Origin of the sequence: Streptomyces sp. NPDC048257, assembly GCF_043201855.1 — a bacterium.
Taxonomy (GTDB): Bacteria; Actinomycetota; Actinomycetes; order Streptomycetales; family Streptomycetaceae; genus Streptomyces.
In genome coordinates this window covers 30,558-47,956 of the sequence record NZ_JBICZI010000007.1, presented here as the reverse complement: position 1 = coordinate 47,956, position 17,399 = coordinate 30,558, and the positions used below count along the sequence as shown (strand labels likewise).

14 protein-coding genes are annotated in these 17,399 nt (G+C 70.2%); 6 read left to right on the top strand and 8 right to left on the bottom strand.

The genetic code is table 11. The features are described from left to right. Nucleotides 1-42 precede the first annotated feature (42 nt). On the bottom strand, nucleotides 43-591 hold the full coding sequence (locus ACGFZK_RS17025) for a DUF2617 family protein (RefSeq protein WP_393849658.1): 549 nt from the start codon (nucleotides 589-591) through the stop codon (nucleotides 43-45). Nucleotides 592-1,352: 761 nt separating this feature from the next. Here ACGFZK_RS17025 and ACGFZK_RS17020 point away from each other — a divergent pair. Both ACGFZK_RS17020 and ACGFZK_RS17015 read left to right on the top strand, forming a co-directional pair. Continuing rightward, the gene (locus tag ACGFZK_RS17020) at nucleotides 1,353-2,543 is read left to right on the top strand and encodes a pyridoxal phosphate-dependent aminotransferase (RefSeq protein ID WP_393849657.1); all 1,191 of its coding nucleotides are present in this window, start codon (nucleotides 1,353-1,355) and stop codon (nucleotides 2,541-2,543) included. A 172-nt stretch (nucleotides 2,544-2,715) separates the two neighbouring features. Next, nucleotides 2,716-3,906, top strand: a complete 1,191-nt coding sequence (locus ACGFZK_RS17015; RefSeq protein WP_393849656.1) for a glycosyltransferase family 39 protein — start codon at nucleotides 2,716-2,718, stop codon at nucleotides 3,904-3,906. Nucleotides 3,907-3,909: 3 nt separating this feature from the next. Here ACGFZK_RS17015 and ACGFZK_RS17010 read toward each other — a convergent pair whose 3' ends face one another. After that, the gene (locus ACGFZK_RS17010) at nucleotides 3,910-4,455 is read right to left on the bottom strand and encodes a YbjN domain-containing protein (RefSeq protein WP_393849655.1); all 546 of its coding nucleotides are present in this window, start codon (nucleotides 4,453-4,455) and stop codon (nucleotides 3,910-3,912) included. A 189-nt stretch (nucleotides 4,456-4,644) separates the two neighbouring features. Further along, nucleotides 4,645-7,230, bottom strand: coding sequence for an ATP-dependent chaperone ClpB (gene clpB, locus ACGFZK_RS17005; protein WP_393849654.1), 2,586 nt, complete (start codon nucleotides 7,228-7,230; stop codon nucleotides 4,645-4,647). Between the two features lie 112 nt (nucleotides 7,231-7,342). On the opposite strand from clpB, the gene ACGFZK_RS17000 reads away from it, so the two are divergent. Next, a complete protein-coding gene (locus ACGFZK_RS17000; protein WP_393849653.1) occupies nucleotides 7,343-7,786 on the top strand; it encodes a pyridoxamine 5'-phosphate oxidase family protein in 444 nt (147 codons plus the stop codon). A 134-nt stretch (nucleotides 7,787-7,920) separates the two neighbouring features. On the opposite strand, the gene ACGFZK_RS16995 is transcribed toward ACGFZK_RS17000, so the two are convergent. Continuing rightward, nucleotides 7,921-8,202: a (2Fe-2S)-binding protein gene (locus ACGFZK_RS16995; RefSeq protein ID WP_051762453.1), complete on the bottom strand. Its 282-nt coding sequence runs from the start codon at nucleotides 8,200-8,202 to the stop codon at nucleotides 7,921-7,923. A 392-nt stretch (nucleotides 8,203-8,594) separates the two neighbouring features. Between ACGFZK_RS16995 and ACGFZK_RS16990 the strand changes: the two genes are divergently transcribed. Further along, nucleotides 8,595-9,671 (top strand): helix-turn-helix transcriptional regulator, encoded by a 1,077-nt coding sequence (locus ACGFZK_RS16990; RefSeq protein WP_393849652.1) that lies wholly within the window; start codon nucleotides 8,595-8,597, stop codon nucleotides 9,669-9,671. 95 nt (nucleotides 9,672-9,766) lie between these two features. On the opposite strand, the gene ACGFZK_RS16985 is transcribed toward ACGFZK_RS16990, so the two are convergent. The 4 genes from ACGFZK_RS16985 to dnaK are packed head-to-tail and all read right to left on the bottom strand — an operon-like array spanning nucleotide 9,767 to nucleotide 13,975. Next, nucleotides 9,767-10,237: a heat shock protein transcriptional repressor HspR gene (locus ACGFZK_RS16985; protein WP_393849651.1), complete on the bottom strand. Its 471-nt coding sequence runs from the start codon at nucleotides 10,235-10,237 to the stop codon at nucleotides 9,767-9,769. 1 nt (nucleotide 10,238) lies between these two features. Beyond that, nucleotides 10,239-11,417 (bottom strand): molecular chaperone DnaJ, encoded by a 1,179-nt coding sequence (gene dnaJ / locus ACGFZK_RS16980; protein ID WP_393849650.1) that lies wholly within the window; start codon nucleotides 11,415-11,417, stop codon nucleotides 10,239-10,241. Between the two features lie 39 nt (nucleotides 11,418-11,456). Then, nucleotides 11,457-12,128: a nucleotide exchange factor GrpE gene (grpE, locus tag ACGFZK_RS16975; protein WP_393849649.1), complete on the bottom strand. Its 672-nt coding sequence runs from the start codon at nucleotides 12,126-12,128 to the stop codon at nucleotides 11,457-11,459. Beyond that, nucleotides 12,128-13,975, bottom strand: a complete 1,848-nt coding sequence (gene dnaK, locus ACGFZK_RS16970; RefSeq protein WP_393849648.1) for a molecular chaperone DnaK — start codon at nucleotides 13,973-13,975, stop codon at nucleotides 12,128-12,130. The genes grpE and dnaK overlap by 1 nt, the downstream gene beginning before the upstream one ends. A 255-nt stretch (nucleotides 13,976-14,230) precedes the next feature. On the opposite strand from dnaK, the gene ACGFZK_RS16965 reads away from it, so the two are divergent. Then, nucleotides 14,231-14,770 carry a sugar transferase gene (locus ACGFZK_RS16965; RefSeq protein WP_393849647.1) on the top strand — a complete coding sequence of 180 codons (540 nt, stop codon included), beginning with the start codon at nucleotides 14,231-14,233 and terminating at the stop codon, nucleotides 14,768-14,770. Between the two features lie 110 nt (nucleotides 14,771-14,880). Then, nucleotides 14,881-17,397, top strand: coding sequence for a (Fe-S)-binding protein (locus ACGFZK_RS16960; protein ID WP_393849646.1), 2,517 nt, complete (start codon nucleotides 14,881-14,883; stop codon nucleotides 17,395-17,397). The last annotated feature ends 2 nt before the right edge of the window (nucleotides 17,398-17,399 follow it).

Sequence of the window (17,399 nt, the reverse complement as noted above, 5' to 3'; positions counted from 1 at the left end):
GCCAGTTGGCGTAACCGTGCGGGGAAAACAGCGCCCCGGCGCCTACAGCAGCGCGGGCGATTCCAGGGCCGCCGTCGCGGGAGCCCCCATCCGTACGCCCACCCGTGTCCGGGTGGCCACCAGCTGGCCCTCCTGCGGGTACGCGTGCCAGGTCCGCCAGCGCACCTGGCCCTCGTAGCGCTGCGCGAGCATCGCGGTGAAGGCGTGCGGACTGCCCGGGAACGTGCCCGCTAGTCCGTTCGGGTGGTCCGCCACCAGTGCGAGCAGCTCCTGGGCCCGTCCGGCGAAGGATCCGCGGGAGAGGGTCTCGACCCGCGCGGCGAACTCGTACTCCCAGTCGCCCACGCGCTTGGCCACGCCGAGCGGCAGCGGCGTACTGCTGCCGGGCATACAGGCGACCGTCTCCGAGCAGAGCACCTCCCCCTCCTCCAGGAGCACCTGATGGGAAGCCCCGAGCAGGCGCAACTCCACCTTCGCCCCCGCAAGTTCGAGGTTCAGTACGGCCAGGGCGGGCAGCCGGTCCCGACCCAGGGCCCAGGCGAGATCGGCGGCACGCGTGTCGGTGTATGAGGTCTGGAGGGTCGTGAGCATGAGTCGGCTCCGCAAACGCGCGAGGGAGATGGGCCGGGGCCCGCCAGCGGTAGCAAGCACGGGTGGGGGAAAACCGGCACGGGTCCACAGGAAGTCCAGGGAGGTCCGAGGACTGGTCTACTCAACCGAGGGAATCATGAAAGGCACGGCACTCACAGCGCTTTTACCCAACTTGACGGGGTTTACATCCCCCCGGGGGCTTCGCAGTTCACGTGTTCAACAAGTTGCGTCCCGCGCGTCGTCATGCATCGGCGACAAGAGGGCGCCCGACGGCAATCGGACCGTCGAACGCCCTCGTCAAACACGGTGCCGGGCGGTGCCCGCCGCATGTGTCAGCCGCCCGTGCCAGCTGCCCCGTGCCGGCCGGCCCATGCCGGCCGGCCCGTGTCAGCTGGAACCGCACCCGCCGCCACCGCACGAGGAGGACGACCCCCCGCACGACGAGGAGGAGCCGCACCCCGAAGAGGAGGAGCCGCAGCCCGAGCCCGAAGAGGAGCCGCCGTCCACCCACCAACTGCTGCGGCGGCTACGGCTACGGCTACGGGACGCGGCCCGTCCCGTGGACGACCGGACCAGCTTGGTCACGAAGAAGGCCGCAAAGAAGAGCAAGATCACTACGAAGACGAACCCCATGTCCGCCACCTCTCTCACACCCCGGTCTTCCCGGGGGAGCAGGATCCCCGCGTCCCGCGTGAGGGGGGAATGCCCGCAGGCCGCGCGGCCCAAAGCACACTTGAGGAAGTCCAGAGGTTCCCCGCAGGATGGCGCCCATGAGCGCACCCGTGAGCAGCGACCGCCCCTTCCTGAACCGCCGCCTGGCGGCCTTCGGCACGACGATCTTCGCGGAGATGTCGGCGCTGGCCACCCGCACCGGATCGATCAACCTCGGCCAGGGCTTCCCCGACACCGACGGCCCGGCCGAGATCGCCGAGGCGGCCTCCCGCGCGGTCCTCACGGGACTCGGCAACCAGTACCCGCCGGGGCCCGGCGTCCCCGAGCTGCGCACCGCCATCGCCGCGCACCAGCAGCGCTTCTACGGCTTCGGCTACGACCCCGACACCGAGGTCCTCGTCACGGCGGGCGCCACGGAGGCCATCGCCGCCGCCCTCCTCGCCCTCCTGGAACCGGGTGACGAGGTCATCGCCCTGGAGCCGTACTACGACTCGTACGCGGCCTGCATCGCCATGGCCGGCGCGGTACGCGTCCCCGTCACCCTGCGCCCGCACGCCGGGGCCTTCGCCCTCGACCTCGACGAACTGCGCGCCGCCGTCACCCCGCGCACCCGTCTGCTGCTCCTGAACACCCCGCACAATCCGACGGGCACCGTCCTGACGCCGGCCGAGCTCACGGCGATCGCCGAGCTGGCGGTCGAGCGCGACCTGCTCGTCGTCACGGACGAGGTGTACGAGCACCTGGTCTTCGAGGGCGCCCACACCCCCCTGGCGGGCCTGCCGGGCATGCGCGAGCGCACGGTCACCATCTCCTCGGCCGGCAAGACGTTCTCGTTCACCGGCTGGAAGGTCGGCTGGCTGACGGCTCCCCCGGCGCTGGTCTCGGCGGTCCGCTCGGCGAAGCAGTTCCTCACGTACGTCTCCTCTGGCCCCTTCCAGTACGCGATCGCGCAGGCCCTGGCCCTGCCCGACACCTACTACGAGGGCTTCCGCGCCGACCTGGCCGCCAAGCGCGACATCCTCGCGGACGGCCTCGCGGCGGCCGGCTTCGAGGTCTTCCGCCCGCAGGGCACGTACTTCATCACCACGGACATCACCCCCCTCGGCGAGAAGGACGGCCTCGCCTTCTGCCGCGCCCTCCCGGAGCGCTGCGGCGTGGTCGCCATCCCGAACCAGGTCTTCTACGACGACAAGTCGGCCGGTGCCACCCAGGTCCGCTGGGCCTTCTGCAAGCGCGAGGACGTCCTGCGGGAGGCCGCCGAGCGGCTGCGGCGGCTGTAGCTCCGGGCGCGGGGACCCCTGGGCGACGACTTTCGGACCGGGTGTTCCGGAACCGGCCATCGGGCGTCCTTGCGGGGTTGTGGGGCCGGTGTGAAGCTGTGCGTCGTGCAAGTGCCCGAAGCCCTCGCCCCCGGGTGAGCGGACCCAACCGCGAGCTGGAGAGTCGGGATTCATGGCAACGGGCAGAGCCGGCGCGTCCGCGTCGGCGCTGGAGATGCGCGCGGTCCGGGCCGTGCGGTCGGCGGCGCCGGCCACCGTGATCGCGCTCGGGGTGTTCGCCGCCGTCCGCGGGGGCGGGGTGCTGGTGCTCAGCCTCGGGGCCTGGTGGGCCGGGCGGGATCCGTTCAAGGTCCTCGGGCGGTCCTGGGACTCGGACTGGTACCTGCGGATCGCCGCCCACGGCTACGGGCGGACCCTGATGTGGCCCGAGGCCGCCACCGGGACCGGGCCCGTGCAGAGCGACTCCGCCTTCTTCCCGCTCTACCCCACGCTCATACGGCTCGTCTCCGGGATACTGCCCGGCGGGACGGCCCCCGCCGCCCTCCTCGTCGCCTGGGTCTCCGCCGCCGTGGCCGCCCTCGGGATCTACCGGGTCGGGGAGCGCGTGACAGGCCCGCGTGCCGGGCTGCTGCTCGTGGGACTGTGGGCGGCGCTGCCGCACGCGGTGGTCCTGACCCTCGCCTACACCGAGGCCCTGCTCACCGCCTGCGCCGCCTGGGCGCTGTACGCCCTGCTGCGCGACCGCTGGCGCTGGGCCGCCGGCCTCGCCGTACTGGCCGGGCTGACCCGGCCCACCGGGCTGGCCGTCGCGGCCGCCGTCTCGGCCATGGCCCTCCACGCCGTCGTCGTACGAAGATCCCGGGCGCCCGAGGTGTGGCTGGCCGCTCTGGTGGCACCGGCGGGCTGGGCGGCGTACGTCCTGGCCGTCGGGGTGAAGGTGGACGACCCCTTCGGCGGCTACTTCGCCGTCCAGGCGGCCTGGGGCTCCCGCTTCGACTTCGGCATCGGGGCGCTGCGCTCCGCGGAGCGGGTGCTGACCGGCGGGCACGTACCGCTCGCCACCACCGTGACGGTGGTCCTGCTGGCCATGGCCGGGCTGCTGGCCGTCCTGCTGCTGCTGGACCGGGCCCCGCTGCCGCTGCTCGTCTACACCGCCGTGCTCTTGGCCATGGCCTTCGGCGGCGCCGGCTTCTTCGAGTCCAAGCCCCGCTTCCTGCTGCCGGCCTTCCCGCTGCTCCTGCCGATGGCCGCCGTCATGGCGAAAGCCCGGCCCCGCACCGCGGTCATGGTGACCGCGGTGGTGGCCGGGCTCGGTTACGGCTACGGGCTGTACCTGCTGCTGATCGCCCGCGTGCCGCTGTAACGGCTAGTTGCTGGCGTCGCCGTTGCTGTCGTCGTCGCCGTCGGTGGAGTCGATGTCCTGCTCCAGGCCGAGCTGCTCGACGAGCCACTTGTCGAACTCGATGGACGCGCGGACCCAGCTGACCGTGGAGGACACGAAGTGCTCCAGGTTGACGCCGGTGCCGATCAGCATCTGCGCCTCACCGATCAGGCGGACCGAGCCGTCGTCGTGGGTGTGGCTGTAGACCTTCGGCCACAGGGTGCGGCGGTTCCAGTCGTCGATCGACTCGAGAAGCTGGGGCTTCTCGTCGATCTTGTGCGGACGGTCGTAGAAGGTCCGCACCGAGAAAACCTGCTGCTCGTCCTCGCCGCGGAACATGAAGTACGTGCGGAACTCCTCCCACGGCGCCGCGAGGTCACCCTCGTCGTCGACGACGTACTTGAGCTCCATCTGCTCCAGCAGCTGCTTGACCAGATCCTGGTCGGGGACGACGGGGCCCGCCGGTCCTGTGGCCTGCGGATCGGGCTGCTGCCCTCCGAAGTTCGGAATCGAGGCCGGGTCGATGCTCACCGTGTACTTCCCTTCGTGCGGATACCTGCATCCTCCCCCATGTCGCCCACCCTGTGTCCAGCCCCGCACGCCCGATCCGCTCCGGGCGGAAACGCGTCCCGCCCGGAGCCGGTCCGGAGCCCGCACGGAGCCCGTCCGCGGGCGGGCCGCAGACCGCTCCGGGCCGCCTTCCGAGCAGCTCAGAGCAGCTCAGAGCACCTTGCCGACCAGCAGGTCCTCGCCCGCCACGTCGACCCGGACGGTGTCGCCGTCCCGGACCTCGCCGGAGAGGATCTCCTTCGCCAGGCGGTCGCCGATCGCCGTCTGGATCAGGCGGCGCAGCGGCCGTGCACCGTACGCCGGGTCGTTGCCCTTGTCCGCCAGCCAGGCCAGCGCCTCGGGGGTGACGTCCAGGGTCAGGCGCCGGTCGGCCAGGCGCTTGGCCAGGCGGCCGATCTGGAGTTCGGCGATGTGCGCCAGCTCGTCCTCGGTGAGGGCGGAGAAGACGACGAGGTCGTCCAGCCGGTTGAGGAACTCCGGCTTGAAGGAGGCGCGCACCACGTCCAGCACCCGGGCCTTCTTGTCCTCCGCCGAGATGGCCGGGTCCACCAGGAACTGGCTGCCCAGGTTCGAGGTCAGCACCAGGATGGCGTTACGGAAGTCCACCGTCCGCCCCTGGCCGTCCGTGAGGCGGCCGTCGTCCAGGACCTGGAGCAGGACGTCGAAGACCTCGGGATGGGCCTTCTCCACCTCGTCCAGGAGCACCACGCTGTACGGGCGGCGGCGCACGGCCTCGGTCAGCTGGCCGCCCTCCTCGTAGCCGACGTAGCCGGGCGGGGCGCCGACGAGGCGGGCCACGCTGTGCTTCTCGCCGTACTCCGACATGTCGATGCGGACCATGGCCCGCTCGTCGTCGAAGAGGAAGTCGGCGAGGGCCTTGGCCAGCTCCGTCTTGCCCACGCCCGTCGGGCCGAGGAAGAGGAAGGAGCCGGTCGGGCGGTCCGGGTCGGCGATGCCGGCCCGGGTGCGGCGCACGGCGTCCGAGACGGCCCGTACGGCCTCGCCCTGGCCGATCAGGCGGCGGCCCAGCTCGTCCTCCATGCGGAGCAGCTTCTGGGTCTCGCCCTCCAGCAGGCGGCCCGCCGGGATGCCGGTCCAGGCGCCCACCACGTCGGCGATGTCGTCGGGGCCGACCTCGTCCTTGACCATCGTCCCCTTGGACGCCTCGGCCTCGGCCTCCGTGGCCTCCGCCAGCTCGCGCTCCAGGGTCGGGATCTCCCCGTAGAGCAGCTTGGAGGCGGTGTCGAAGTCGCCGTCGCGCTGGGCGCGCTCGGCCTGGCCGTGCAGGTCGTCCACGCGCTCCTTGAGCTCGCCGACCCGGTTGAGGGACTGCTTCTCCTTCTCCCAGCGGGCGGTCAGGCCGCGCAGCTCCTCCTCCCGGTCCGCGAGGTCCTTGCGGATCTTCTCCAGGCGCTCGATGGAGGCCGGGTCGGACTCGTTCTTCAGCGCCAGCTCCTCCATCCGCAGGCGGTCCACGGAGCGCTGGAGCTCGTCGATCTCCAGCGGCGAGGAGTCGATCTCCATGCGCAGCCGGGACGCGGCCTCGTCGACGAGGTCGATGGCCTTGTCGGGGAGGAAGCGGGAGGTGATGTACCGGTCGGAGAGGGTGGCTGCGGCCACCAGCGCGCTGTCGTTGATGACGACCTTGTGGTGGGCCTCGTAGCGGCCCTTGAGCCCGCGCAGAATCGCGATGGTGTCCTCGACGGACGGCTCGGCGACCAGCACCTGCTGGAAGCGCCGCTCCAGCGCCGGGTCCTTCTCGATGCGCTCGCGGTACTCGTCGAGGGTGGTCGCGCCGACCATGCGCAGCTCGCCGCGGGCCAGCATGGGTTTGAGCATGTTGCCCGCGTCCATGGCGGAGTCGCCGCCGGCGCCCGCTCCGACGACCGTGTGCAGCTCGTCGATGAAGGTGATGATCTGACCGTCGCTCGACTTGATCTCGGCGAGGACGGTCTTCAGCCGCTCCTCGAACTCGCCGCGGTACTTGGCGCCGGCGACCATGGCGCCGAGGTCCAGGGCGACGAGCCGCTTGTTCTTCAGGGACTCCGGGACGTCGCCCTTGACGATGCGCTGGGCCAGGCCCTCGACGACGGCGGTCTTGCCGACGCCGGGTTCTCCGATGAGCACGGGGTTGTTCTTCGTACGGCGCGAGAGCACCTGCACGACGCGCCGGATCTCCTGGTCACGGCCGATGACCGGGTCGAGCTTGCCCTCACGCGCGGCTGCCGTGAAGTCGGTGCCGAACTTCTCCAGGGCCTTGTACTGGCCCTCGGGATCGGGGGTGGTCACCCGCCGTCCTCCTCGTGCGTTCTCGAAGGCGTCGAGCAGCTTCTTCGCCGTCGCGCCCTGGGTGGAAAGGACCTCGCCGGCCGCGCCGCCCTTGGCGGCGAGGGCGATGAGGAGGTGTTCGGTGGAGAGGTAGTCGTCGCCGAGCCTGCCGGCCTGCGCGTCGGCCTCGGCGAGTACGGCGAGCAGGTCGCGGGTGGGCTGCGGGGGCGCGACCGTGGAGCCGGTGACGCTGGGCAGGGCGGCGAGCAGCCGCTCGGCGCCGGCCCGTACGGCGGCCTGGTCGGCGTCGGTGGCGACCAGCAGGTCGATGACGTTCTCGTTGTCCTCGCCGGCGAGCAGGGCCAGCAGCAGGTGCGCGGGGGTCAGATCGGCGTGGCCGTCCTTGACGGCCCTGCTGGTTGCCGCGTTCAGCGCGTCCCGGCTCTTGTTGGTCAGCTCGGCGTCCACTGCGTCTTCTCCTCTCCGAGGGGTAACAACACTGACAGAGTCAGCGTATGCAAAGTTGAGTCTATTCCACTCAAGGCAGCTGGGAACACCGTCGGACCGTACTCTTCGGCCCATGTCCCATGACGTACTCAACCCGACGCCCGAGTACCTCGCCTTCTGGCGGGAGCGGCACGTCTGCACCCTGACCACCCCGCGCCCCGACGGGACCCCGCACGTGGTGCCGGTCGGCGTGACGTACGACCCGGAGGCCGGCCTGGCCCGGGTGATCAGCAACCGGCACAGCAAGAAGGTGCGCAACATCCTGGCGGCGCAGGCCGCCCGCCCGGGAGGGCCGCAGCCGGAGGGGCCGCAGCCGGAGGGCGTGCGGGTCGCGGTCTGCCAGATGGAAGGGCGCCGCTGGGCCACCCTGGAGGGCCGCGCGGTGATCCGCACGGACGAGGCGTCGGTCGCCGACGCGGTGGCGCGCTACGCGGAGCGCTACGGGCGCACGCCGTCGCCCAATCCCGACCGGGTCGTCATGGAGATCACCCTGGACCGGGCCATGGGGCGCGCCTGAGACGTTGAGTCTTCATCTTGTCCGGTTCAGGCACTGGACGCGGACATCACAACGGCGCCATCGTGGTCAGGTCCACGATGGCGCCGTTGTGTGGGGGTAGCGCCTGAGCGATCTGGAACGACGGGGGAATCGCTTCAGGCACTGCGGGGGGTGGCGGTGGTGATATCGGGTTCGAAGAGCTGGTGGTCCCGCTGATCGAGATTGACGAAGACCATTCCGTAGCGCACCTCGCAGCGGACGGGCTGCGGCGCGCCCCGCGGGCGGCGCAGGCACCGGTAGGCACGTACGTCCTCGTCCTCCTCGCGCACGACGACGATCGGTTGACCGAACAGGGTGACCATCAACGAGTCGCCGGGGTGGGGGATGGCCGTGGCGAGATCGATGAACTGCCAGCCCGAGCGGTAGGCGGAGGCCATCTCGCGGCGGAAGCCGCGGTCGTCGGGGGTCACGCCGACACCGTCACAGGGGTCTCGGTCCAGCCCGTATCGTCCTTACCCCCACCGGACAGGCGGCCGCTGGTCCAGCCGGTGTCCGCGTACTTACCCACGGGTGCCGTGGTCCAGCCGGTGTCGTCCGTGCTCGTCAGGCTCGTGCCCTGACCGTCCCTAGCGCTCCCCGCGTCACTTTCGACGGCGCTGACTGCCCCAAAAACCGCAACGGCGGAGAAAACTATGGCAAGCACCGAGCGAAGCATTCTCTTGTACATGGTCGGCTTCGTCCTCACTTGATGGAATCCTCTCCCCCGCGTGACAGACGATGGCTCATTCAGGCACGTCAATGCCACAGGGACGATGCATCATGTTCTTGCATGTTCAGGACCCTGGGGGGTGGAGATTTGACGCGGATCGACACAAAAGCGACACATCCCCACCCCGTCACGTCCATGTGCGCCGAGGGGACGCGGCTCTACGCGACCGCACTGAGCACCGGCCGTATCGCCCGGGGCGAGATCCAGAACGCCCCCTGCCTGCTTGAATTCGCTCTTCTGCAGCCCGACCCGGATGACGCGAACCAACTGCGTCCGGTTCCCCCGTCCGTCGCATTGGCTCAACGGCTTCATCCGATTGAACGCGAGATCCAGGACCGCCGACGCAGCGCTGTAGATCTCACCGACACTTTCGAGCCTTTCCTGGCCATCAGCGCACAGAGCCCGGCCAATACCCATGCCATCACGGTGCTGGAGGGTTTCGAGCAAATCAACGCCGCGCTGAACCTCGCGACGGCCGAATGTCATACCGAGGTGCTGACGGTCCAGCCGGGCGGGGCGCGGCCGTCCCTGGCCCTCACCCAGGCCCTGGAGCGCGACCAGCCGCTGATCGACCGCGGGGTCAGCATACGGACCCTGTACCAGCACACCGCACGGCACAGCCAGGGCACGCTCGCCTACGTCGAGCGCATATCGACGGGCAAGGTGGAGATCCGCACGCTCGAAGAGCTGATCGAACGCCTGATCATCTTCGACCGCACGGTCGCCTTCATCCCGGTGAGCGACGACCGCCGGGTCGCCCTGGAACTGCGCCACCCGGGCCTGGTCGACTACCTCATCAAGGTGTTCGAGCAGCTCTGGCACCGCGCCGTGCCCCTCCAGGAGGAAGTGACGTACCGCAGCACCCCCGGCGGGATCTCCGGCGTGCAGCGGACCATCGCGCAGCTCCTGATCGAGGGACACGTCGACGAGGCCATCGCGCGCCGCCTGGGCATGAACGTCCGCACCTGCCGGGCGCACATCGCCAAGCTGGCCACCACCCTCGGCAGCGGCAGCCGTGCGCAGCTCGGCTACCTCATCGCCCGGTCCGGCATCCTGGGCCGGCCCGGTGGCCCCGAACAGGACTGCGACGGGCATCCGGAGCACGAGGACCACGAGCCGGACGAGGAAGGGCTCTGACAGCCCTCAGGCCCCGCCCTGGAGGGGCGGGGCCTGAGGGTGTGCGGGCAAGGGGCCCGGGTACGGGACCCGGGGCCGGGCTGCGCAGGCCCCGGTCAGTCCAGCGGCCGCTTGGGGCTGGGCCGCCAGACCACGAGGGCACTGCCCGGCTGCGGAGGCTGGTACGGGACCAGGTCGCGCCGGTACGAGGCGTGCACCTGGGCCTCGCGGGCCTGCAGCGTGGCCGCCGCGCCGTCCACGGCCGCGGAGAGCTCGGCGACGCGCTGCTGGAGCGCGGCGACCTGGTTCTCCAGTTCGATGATCCGCTTGATGCCCGCCAGATTGATGCCCTCGTCCTGCGACAACGCCTGCACCGTACGGAGCAGTTCGATGTCACGGGCCGAGTAGCGCCGGCCGCGGCCGGCCGTACGGTCCGGGGAGACCAGGCCGAGACGGTCGTACTGGCGGAGGGTCTGCGGATGCAGACCCGAGAGCTGGGCGGCCACCGAGATCACGTAGACCGGGGTCTCGTCGGTGAGTTGGTAGGCACCGTTTCCCAGACGGGACTGTCGTCGGCGGCCGTCCATGTCATGCTCCCTTCGCGGACTCGAACAGCGCGGAGCGCGGGTCCTGCGACTCCGTCGCCTCGCGGTACATCTCCAGGGCCTCACGGGCCTTGTCCGACAGCTCGGTCGGGACCGCGACCTCCACCGTGACCAGCAGGTCGCCGCGGGTGCCGTCCTTGCGGACCGCTCCCTTGCCGCGGGCCCGCATGGTGCGCCCGTTGGGAGTGCCCGGCGGCAGCTTCAGCGTCACCGAGGGGCCGTTCAGCGTCGGGACCTTGATGTCGGCTCCCAGTGCCGCCTCCGCGAACGTCACGGGCACGGTCACCGTCAGGTTGTCGTCCTTGCGGCCGAAGACCGGGTGGGAGTCCACGTGCACGACCACGTAGAGGTCACCGCCGGGACCGCCGCGCTCGCCGGGCGCTCCCTTGCCGCGCAGCCGGATCCGCTGGCCGTCGGAGACGCCCGCCGGGATCCTGACCTGCATGGTGCGGGAGCTGCGGGCGCGCCCGCTGCCCTTGCAGACCTCGCAGGGCGTCTCCGCGATCAGGCCGCGGCCCTTGCAGTCCGCGCAGGGGTCGGTCAGCGAGAAGCCGCCGCCGCTGCCCCGCGAGACCTGGCCGGTGCCGACGCAGGTCGGGCACACCCTGGGGGTGCCGTTCTTGTCGCCGGTGCCCGAACAGGCCTTGCAGGGGGCCTGGGAGGACATCCGGAGCGGGACCGTGGCCCCGTCCACCGCCTCCGTGAAGGAGAGGGTGACCTCCGACTCGATGTCCTGGCCGCGGCGCGGCTGGGTACGGGTACCCGTACCGGGGCCGGCGCCGCGGTTGAAGAGGCCGCCGAAGACGTCGCCCAGGCCGCCGCCGAAGCCGCCGGCCTGGCCGGCGCCCTGCTGCTGACCCCCGAAGAGGTCGCCGAGGTCGAAGTTGAACGAGCCCCCGCCCGGCCCGGGGCGGAAGCCACCGTTGCCGAACAGGGCACGCGCCTCGTCGTACTCCTTGCGCTTCTTGGCGTCGCCGAGGATGTCGTTCGCCTCGGAGATCTCCTTGAAGCGCTCCTCGGCGGAGGCGTCGCCCTTGTTGGCGTCCGGGTGGAACTCGCGTGCGAGCTTCCGGTACGCCTTCTTGATCTCGGCCTCGGTGGCGTCCTTCGGGACACCGAGGACCTTGTAGTAGTCCTTCTCGACGAAGTCCTTCGTGTTCATCCTCGGTGTCCCTCCTCCCGTGCTCCTACGTGTGGTGCATCAGCCCTTGTCGGGGGCATCCGTGTCCAAGCCCTCCGGCGCTTCGCCTTCCGCGACCGCCGAGTCGGACCCTGCGGACTTGGGGGCCGCGCCCGGCTGGGGCTCGGCCACCGCGACCCGTGCGGGACGGATCGTACGCTCGCCGATCCGGTAACCCGGCTGCAGGATCGCCACGCAGGTGTCCTCCGTGATGTCCGGCGCGTACGAGTGCATCAGGGCCTCGTGGATCGTCGGGTCGAAGGGCTCGCCCTCCTTGCCGAACTGCTGCAGGCCCATCTTGGCGGCGACCGTCTCCAGCGATTCGGCCACCGACTTGAAGCCGCCGACCAGCTCGCCATGTTCCCGCGCCCGGCCGATGTCGTCCAGGGTCGGGAGCAGTTCCGTCAGGAGGGACGCGACCGCGATCTCCTTGACGGTGATCCGGTCCCGCTCCACCCGGCGGCGGTAGTTCTGGTACTCCGCCTGGAGCCGCTGAAGGTCCGCGGTGCGCTCGGAGAGCGCGGTACGGGCCTGGTCCAGCTGCGCCAGCAGCGCCACGTCCTGGCTTGCGTCCCCGGCCGGGGCCGCCGCCGCCTCCTCCGAGGCGGAGTCGGCGGCCTGCGGCTCGGCGTCGTTCTGACCGGCGTCGGGGACTTCGGGCTTCTCGTCGAAACCCGGGGTCTCCTCCGACATCAGGCAGCGCCGCCCTTCGGCTTCTCGTCGTCGACGATCTCGGCGTCGACGACGTCGTCGTCGGCCTTGGCCTGGCCCGCGTCACCGGCGGCGCCGGCCGCACCCTGGGCGGCCTGGGCGTCGGCGTAGATCGCCTGGCCGAGCTTCTGGCTGACCGCGGCGAGCTTCTCCGTCGCCGTGCGGATCTCGGCCGTGTCCTCGCCCTTGAGCGTCTCCTTCAGCTCGGAGACGGCCGCCTCGACCTCGGTCTTGACGTCGGCCGGGACCTTGTCCTCGTTGTCCTTGACGAACTTCTCCGTCTGGTAGACGAGCTGCTCGCCCTGGTTGCGGGACTCGGCCGCCTCCTTGCGGCGCAGGTCCTCGTCCGCGTACTGCTCCGCCTCCTGGCGCATGCGGTCGACCTCGTCCTTGCCGAGCGAAGAGCCGCCGGTGACGGTCATCTTCTGCTCCTTGCCCGTGCCGAGGTCCTTGGCCGTGACGTGCATGATGCCGTTCGCGTCGATGTCGAAGGAGACCTCGATCTGCGGAACGCCACGCGGGGCCGGGGGCAGGCCCGTCAGCTCGAACATGCCGAGCTTCTTGTTGTACGCCGCGATCTCGCGCTCGCCCTGGTAGACCTGGATCTGCACGGACGGCTGGTTGTCCTCGGCCGTCGTGAAGATCTCGGAGCGCTTCGTCGGGATCGTGGTGTTGCGCTCGATCAGCTTGGTCATGATGCCGCCCTTGGTCTCGATACCGAGGGACAGCGGGGTCACGTCGAGGAGCAGGACGTCCTTGACCTCACCCTTGAGCACACCGGCCTGGAGGGTGGCGCCGATGGCGACGACCTCGTCCGGGTTGACGCCCTTGTTGGCGTCCTGACCACCGGTGAGCTCCTTGACGAGCTCGGCGACGGCCGGCATGCGGGTGGAGCCGCCGACCAGGACCACGTGGTCGATCTCGGACAGCTGGATGCCGGCGTCCTTGATGACGTTGTGGAACGGGGTCTTGCAGCGGTCCAGGAGGTCCGAGGTGAGCTGCTGGAACTGGGCGCGCGTGAGCTTCTCGTCCAGGTGCAGCGGGCCCTCGGCGGAAGCCGTGATGTAGGGCAGGTTGATCGTGGTCTCCGTGGAGGAGGACAGCTCGATCTTCGCCTTCTCGGCGGCCTCGCGCAGACGCTGGAGCGCCATCTTGTCCTTGGCCAGGTCCACGCCGTGGCCGTTCTGGAACTGCTTCACGAGGTAGTCGACGACGCGCTGGTCCCAGTCGTCGCCACCGAGGTGGTTGTCACCGTTGGTGGCCTTGACCTCGACGACACCGTCGCCGATCTCCAGGAGCGACACGTCGAAGGTGCCGCCACCGAGGTCGAAGACGAGAATGGTCTGGTCGTCCTTGTCGAGGCCGTAGGCCAGGGCGGCGGCCGTCGGCTCGTTGACGATGCGCAGGACGTTCAGGCCCGCGATCTCGCCGGCCTCCTTCGTCGCCTGACGCTCGGAGTCGTTGAAGTAGGCCGGGACGGTGATGACCGCGTCCGTGACCTTCTCGCCCAGGTACGCCTCGGCGTCGCGCTTCAGCTTCTGCAGGATGAAGGCGCTCATCTGCTGCGGGTTGAAGTCCTTGCCATCCAGGTTGATCTTCCAGTCAGTGCCCATGTGGCGCTTGACGGAGCGGATGGTCCGGTCCACGTTGGTGACCGCCTGGCGCTTGGCCACCTCGCCGACGAGGACCTCGCCGTTCTTGGCGAAGGCGACGACGGACGGCGTGGTCCTGGCGCCCTCGGCGTTGGTGATGACGGTGGGCTCGCCGCCTTCCAGAACGCTGACGACGGAGTTAGTGGTGCCCAGGTCGATGCCGACCGCACGTGCCATTTCGATTCCTCCAGCTGACTTGAGTGGAACAGACTCAACCATGCCGCATCGCCGCGCTTGCGTCAACAGAGCTGAGTCGAGTCGACTCAACCTTTAGGCTCCCCTTACGCGCAACCACCTGAACCCTCAGCCCCGCCGGCGTGTGGGCCGCAGGGGTCCGGGGGCAGCACCCCCGGCAGCGGAGGGACGGCCGAACGGGTCACGACAGCCGCGCGGCACCGCAAGACCGCCGAAGGCATGCGGCAGCGTGCTGGCATGCCCCTCCTGCTGTCCCACACCGCCCGGCCAGGGCAACGGCCGGCCAGGCCGCCGGCCAAGCGGGTGCTCGACCTCGTCGGGGCAGTCGCCCTGCTGGCCCTGTGCGCCGCACCCCTCGCGCTGATCGCCGCACTCCTCTACGCGACCCGGACCGCGCCCGTCCTCGTACGGGAGCCGGCCGCCGGCCTCGCGGGGCGCCCGTTCCGCACCTGGCGCTTCCGCACCGACGACGGCGCCGGCCGGATCGGCGCGGCCCTGGACCGCTGCGCCCTCGACTGCCTCCCCCAACTGCTGAACGTGGTCCGCGGCGAGATGTCGCTGGTCGGGCCGCGCCCGGAGGCCCGTACGGACCGCCCCGAGCGGCTCCTCGTACGCCCCGGAATGACCGGCTTGTGGCAGGTGAGCGCGCGCTCGGACCTCCCCTGGGAGGAGATGACCCTGCTCGACCGGCATTATGTGGAGAACCACTGGCTCGGGATGGACCTCGCGATCCTGGCGCAAACCCCGCGTGCGGCCTACCGGCAAAGGGTCGCCTGAGCGACACAGATCACCGCACGCTCGGCTACATTGCGGCGTCGGGAATGGGTAACCTCAAGCCTTGACTTCATAAGTTACCGCTTAGTAAGTGCCGCCCGAGGAGCCCTTCCATGCAACTCGCCGCGATCATCGTGTCGCTGGTCATCACGGTGGTGGCCGTCGCGCTGTTCGGCCGTGCCACCGCGCAGATCTACCGCTTCGTGCGGCTCGGCCAGCCAGTGCCCGCGGGCACGCGCACCGGCGATCCCACGCAGCGCACCATCACCCTGGTCAAGGAGTTCCTCGGCCACACCCGCATGAACCGCTGGGGCATCGTCGGCGTCGCGCACTGGTTCGTGGCAGTGGGCTTCTTCTCGCTGCTGCTGACGATCGTCAACGCCTTCGGCCAGCTCTTCCAGGCCGACTGGCTGATCCCGATCATCGGCGACTGGCTGCCGTACGAGATCTTCACCGAGTTCCTCGGCCTGATGACCGTCCTCGGCATCCTGACCCTGATCGTGATCCGGCAGCTCAGCCGGCCGAGCGCGGCGGGCCGCAAGTCCCGCTTCACGGGCTCCAAGACGGGCCAGGCGTACTTCGTCGAGAGCGTCATCCTGATCGTCGGCGTCTGCATCATGACGCTGCGCGCGCTCGAGGGCGCCCAGCACGGCGTCGACGGCTGGGAGCCGGGCTTCTTCGCCTCGTACCCGATGATCGCCGCCTTCGACGGGCTGAGCCTGAGCACGCTCCAGTACCTCACCTACTTCTTCGCGGCGCTCAAGATCGTCACGTCCTTCACCTGGATGATCACGGTCTCGCTCAACACCAACATGGGTGTCGCCTGGCACCGCTTCCTCGGCTTCCCGAACATCTGGTTCAAGCGGAACGCGGACGGCTCCACGGCCCTCGGCGCCCTGCAGCCGATGACCTCGGGCGGCAAGGAGATCGACTTCGAGGACCCGGGCGAGGACGACTCCTTCGGCGTCTCCCAGGTCGAGCAGTTCTCCTGGAAGGGCATCCTCGACTTCTCCACGTGTACGGAGTGCGGTCGCTGCCAGTCGCAGTGCCCGGCCTGGAACACGGGCAAGCCGCTGTCCCCGAAGCTGCTCATCATGTCGCTGCGCGACCACGCGCACGCCAAGGCCCCGTACCTGCTGGCCGGTGGCGGCAAGGACATGGAGGGCAACGAGAAGGCCACGGCGGAGCAGCTCGCCGGTGTCCCGGCCGCCGCTCTCGCGGAGGCCGAGCGCCCGCTCATCGGCACCGCCGAGGAGAACGGCGTCATCGACCCGGACGTGCTGTGGTCCTGCACGACCTGCGGTGCGTGCGTGGAGCAGTGCCCGGTCGACATCGAGCACATCGACCACATCGTCGACATGCGCCGCTACCAGGTGATGATCGAGAGCGCGTTCCCGTCGGAGGCGGGCACGATGCTCAAGAACCTGGAGAAGAAGGGCAACCCCTGGGGCCTGGCGAAGAAGCAGCGCGTCGAGTGGACCAAGGAGGTGGACTTCGAGGTCCCGATCATCGGCAAGGACGCGGAGGACCTCTCCGAGTTCGACTACCTCTACTGGGTCGGCTGCGCCGGCGCCCTGGAGGACCGGGCCAAGAAGACCACGAAGGCCTTCGCGGAGCTGCTGAACATCGCGGGCGTCAAGTTCGCGATCATGGGCGGCGACGAGAAGTGCACCGGTGACTCGCCGCGCCGCCTGGGCAACGAGCCGCTGTTCCAGCAGCTGGGCCAGGAGAACGTGGCCATGCTGAACATGGCCTTCGGCGAGGACGACGAGGACCCGTCGACGAAGAAGCCGAAGTCGGCGAAGCGGATCGTCTCGACCTGTCCGCACTGCTTCAACACCATCGCGAACGAGTACCCGCAGCTGGGCGGCGAGTACGAGGTCATCCACCACACGCAGCTGCTCCAGCACCTGATCGACGAGGGCCGCCTCACGCCGGTCACGCCGGTCGACGGTCTGATCACGTACCACGACCCGTGCTACCTGGGCCGGCACAACAAGGTCTACACGCCGCCGCGCGAGATCATGTCGGCCGTGCCGGGGCTGCGGCAGCAGGAGATGCACCGCCACAAGGAGCGGGGCTTCTGCTGTGGCGCCGGTGGCGCGCGGATGTGGATGGAGGAGCGGATCGGCAAGCGCATCAACAACGAGCGCGTCGACGAGGCCCTGTCCCTGAACCCGGACATCGTCTCCACCGCCTGCCCCTTCTGCCTCGTGATGCTCACCGACTCGGTGAACGGCAAGAAGAACGACGGCCAGGCGAAGGAACACGTCCAGGTCGTCGACGTGGCGCAGCTGCTGCTGGACTCGGTGAAGACCCCGGGTCCGACGGAGGCCGAACTGGCCGCGCTGGCGGCGGAGGCCGAGGCGGAAGCGAAGGCCGAGGCCGAGGCGGCTGCCGCGAAGGCGGCGGCGGAAGCCGAGGCGAAGGCGGCCGCGAAGGCGGAAGCCGAGGCGAAGGCGAAGGCAGAAGCCGAGGCAGCGGCGGAGGCCGAGACGGAGGCTGCGGCGGAAGCCGAGGCCGACACCGAGGCCGAGCCGGAAGCAGAGCCGAAGCAGGCCGCTGAGCCGGAGGCCGCCGCTGAGCCGGAGGCCGAGGCCGAGGCGAAGCCCGAGGCCGAGACCAAGTAGGC

Coding starts and splice junctions, on each gene's coding strand:
- ACGFZK_RS16965 (WP_393849647.1), top strand. CDS start 14,231: ATGCCCCTCCTGCTGTCCCACACCGCCCGGCCAGGGCAACGGCCGGCC.
- ACGFZK_RS16985 (WP_393849651.1), bottom strand. CDS start 10,237: ATGGACGGCCGCCGACGACAGTCCCGTCTGGGAAACGGTGCCTACCAA.
- dnaJ (WP_393849650.1), bottom strand. CDS start 11,417: ATGAACACGAAGGACTTCGTCGAGAAGGACTACTACAAGGTCCTCGGT.
- grpE (WP_393849649.1), bottom strand. CDS start 12,128: ATGTCGGAGGAGACCCCGGGTTTCGACGAGAAGCCCGAAGTCCCCGAC.
- ACGFZK_RS17000 (WP_393849653.1), top strand. CDS start 7,343: ATGTCCCATGACGTACTCAACCCGACGCCCGAGTACCTCGCCTTCTGG.
- ACGFZK_RS16995 (WP_051762453.1), bottom strand. CDS start 8,202: ATGGCCTCCGCCTACCGCTCGGGCTGGCAGTTCATCGATCTCGCCACG.
- ACGFZK_RS16990 (WP_393849652.1), top strand. CDS start 8,595: ATGTTCAGGACCCTGGGGGGTGGAGATTTGACGCGGATCGACACAAAA.
- ACGFZK_RS16960 (WP_393849646.1), top strand. CDS start 14,881: ATGCAACTCGCCGCGATCATCGTGTCGCTGGTCATCACGGTGGTGGCC.
- dnaK (WP_393849648.1), bottom strand. CDS start 13,975: ATGGCACGTGCGGTCGGCATCGACCTGGGCACCACTAACTCCGTCGTC.
- ACGFZK_RS17015 (WP_393849656.1), top strand. CDS start 2,716: ATGGCAACGGGCAGAGCCGGCGCGTCCGCGTCGGCGCTGGAGATGCGC.
- ACGFZK_RS17020 (WP_393849657.1), top strand. CDS start 1,353: ATGGCGCCCATGAGCGCACCCGTGAGCAGCGACCGCCCCTTCCTGAAC.
- ACGFZK_RS17025 (WP_393849658.1), bottom strand. CDS start 591: ATGCTCACGACCCTCCAGACCTCATACACCGACACGCGTGCCGCCGAT.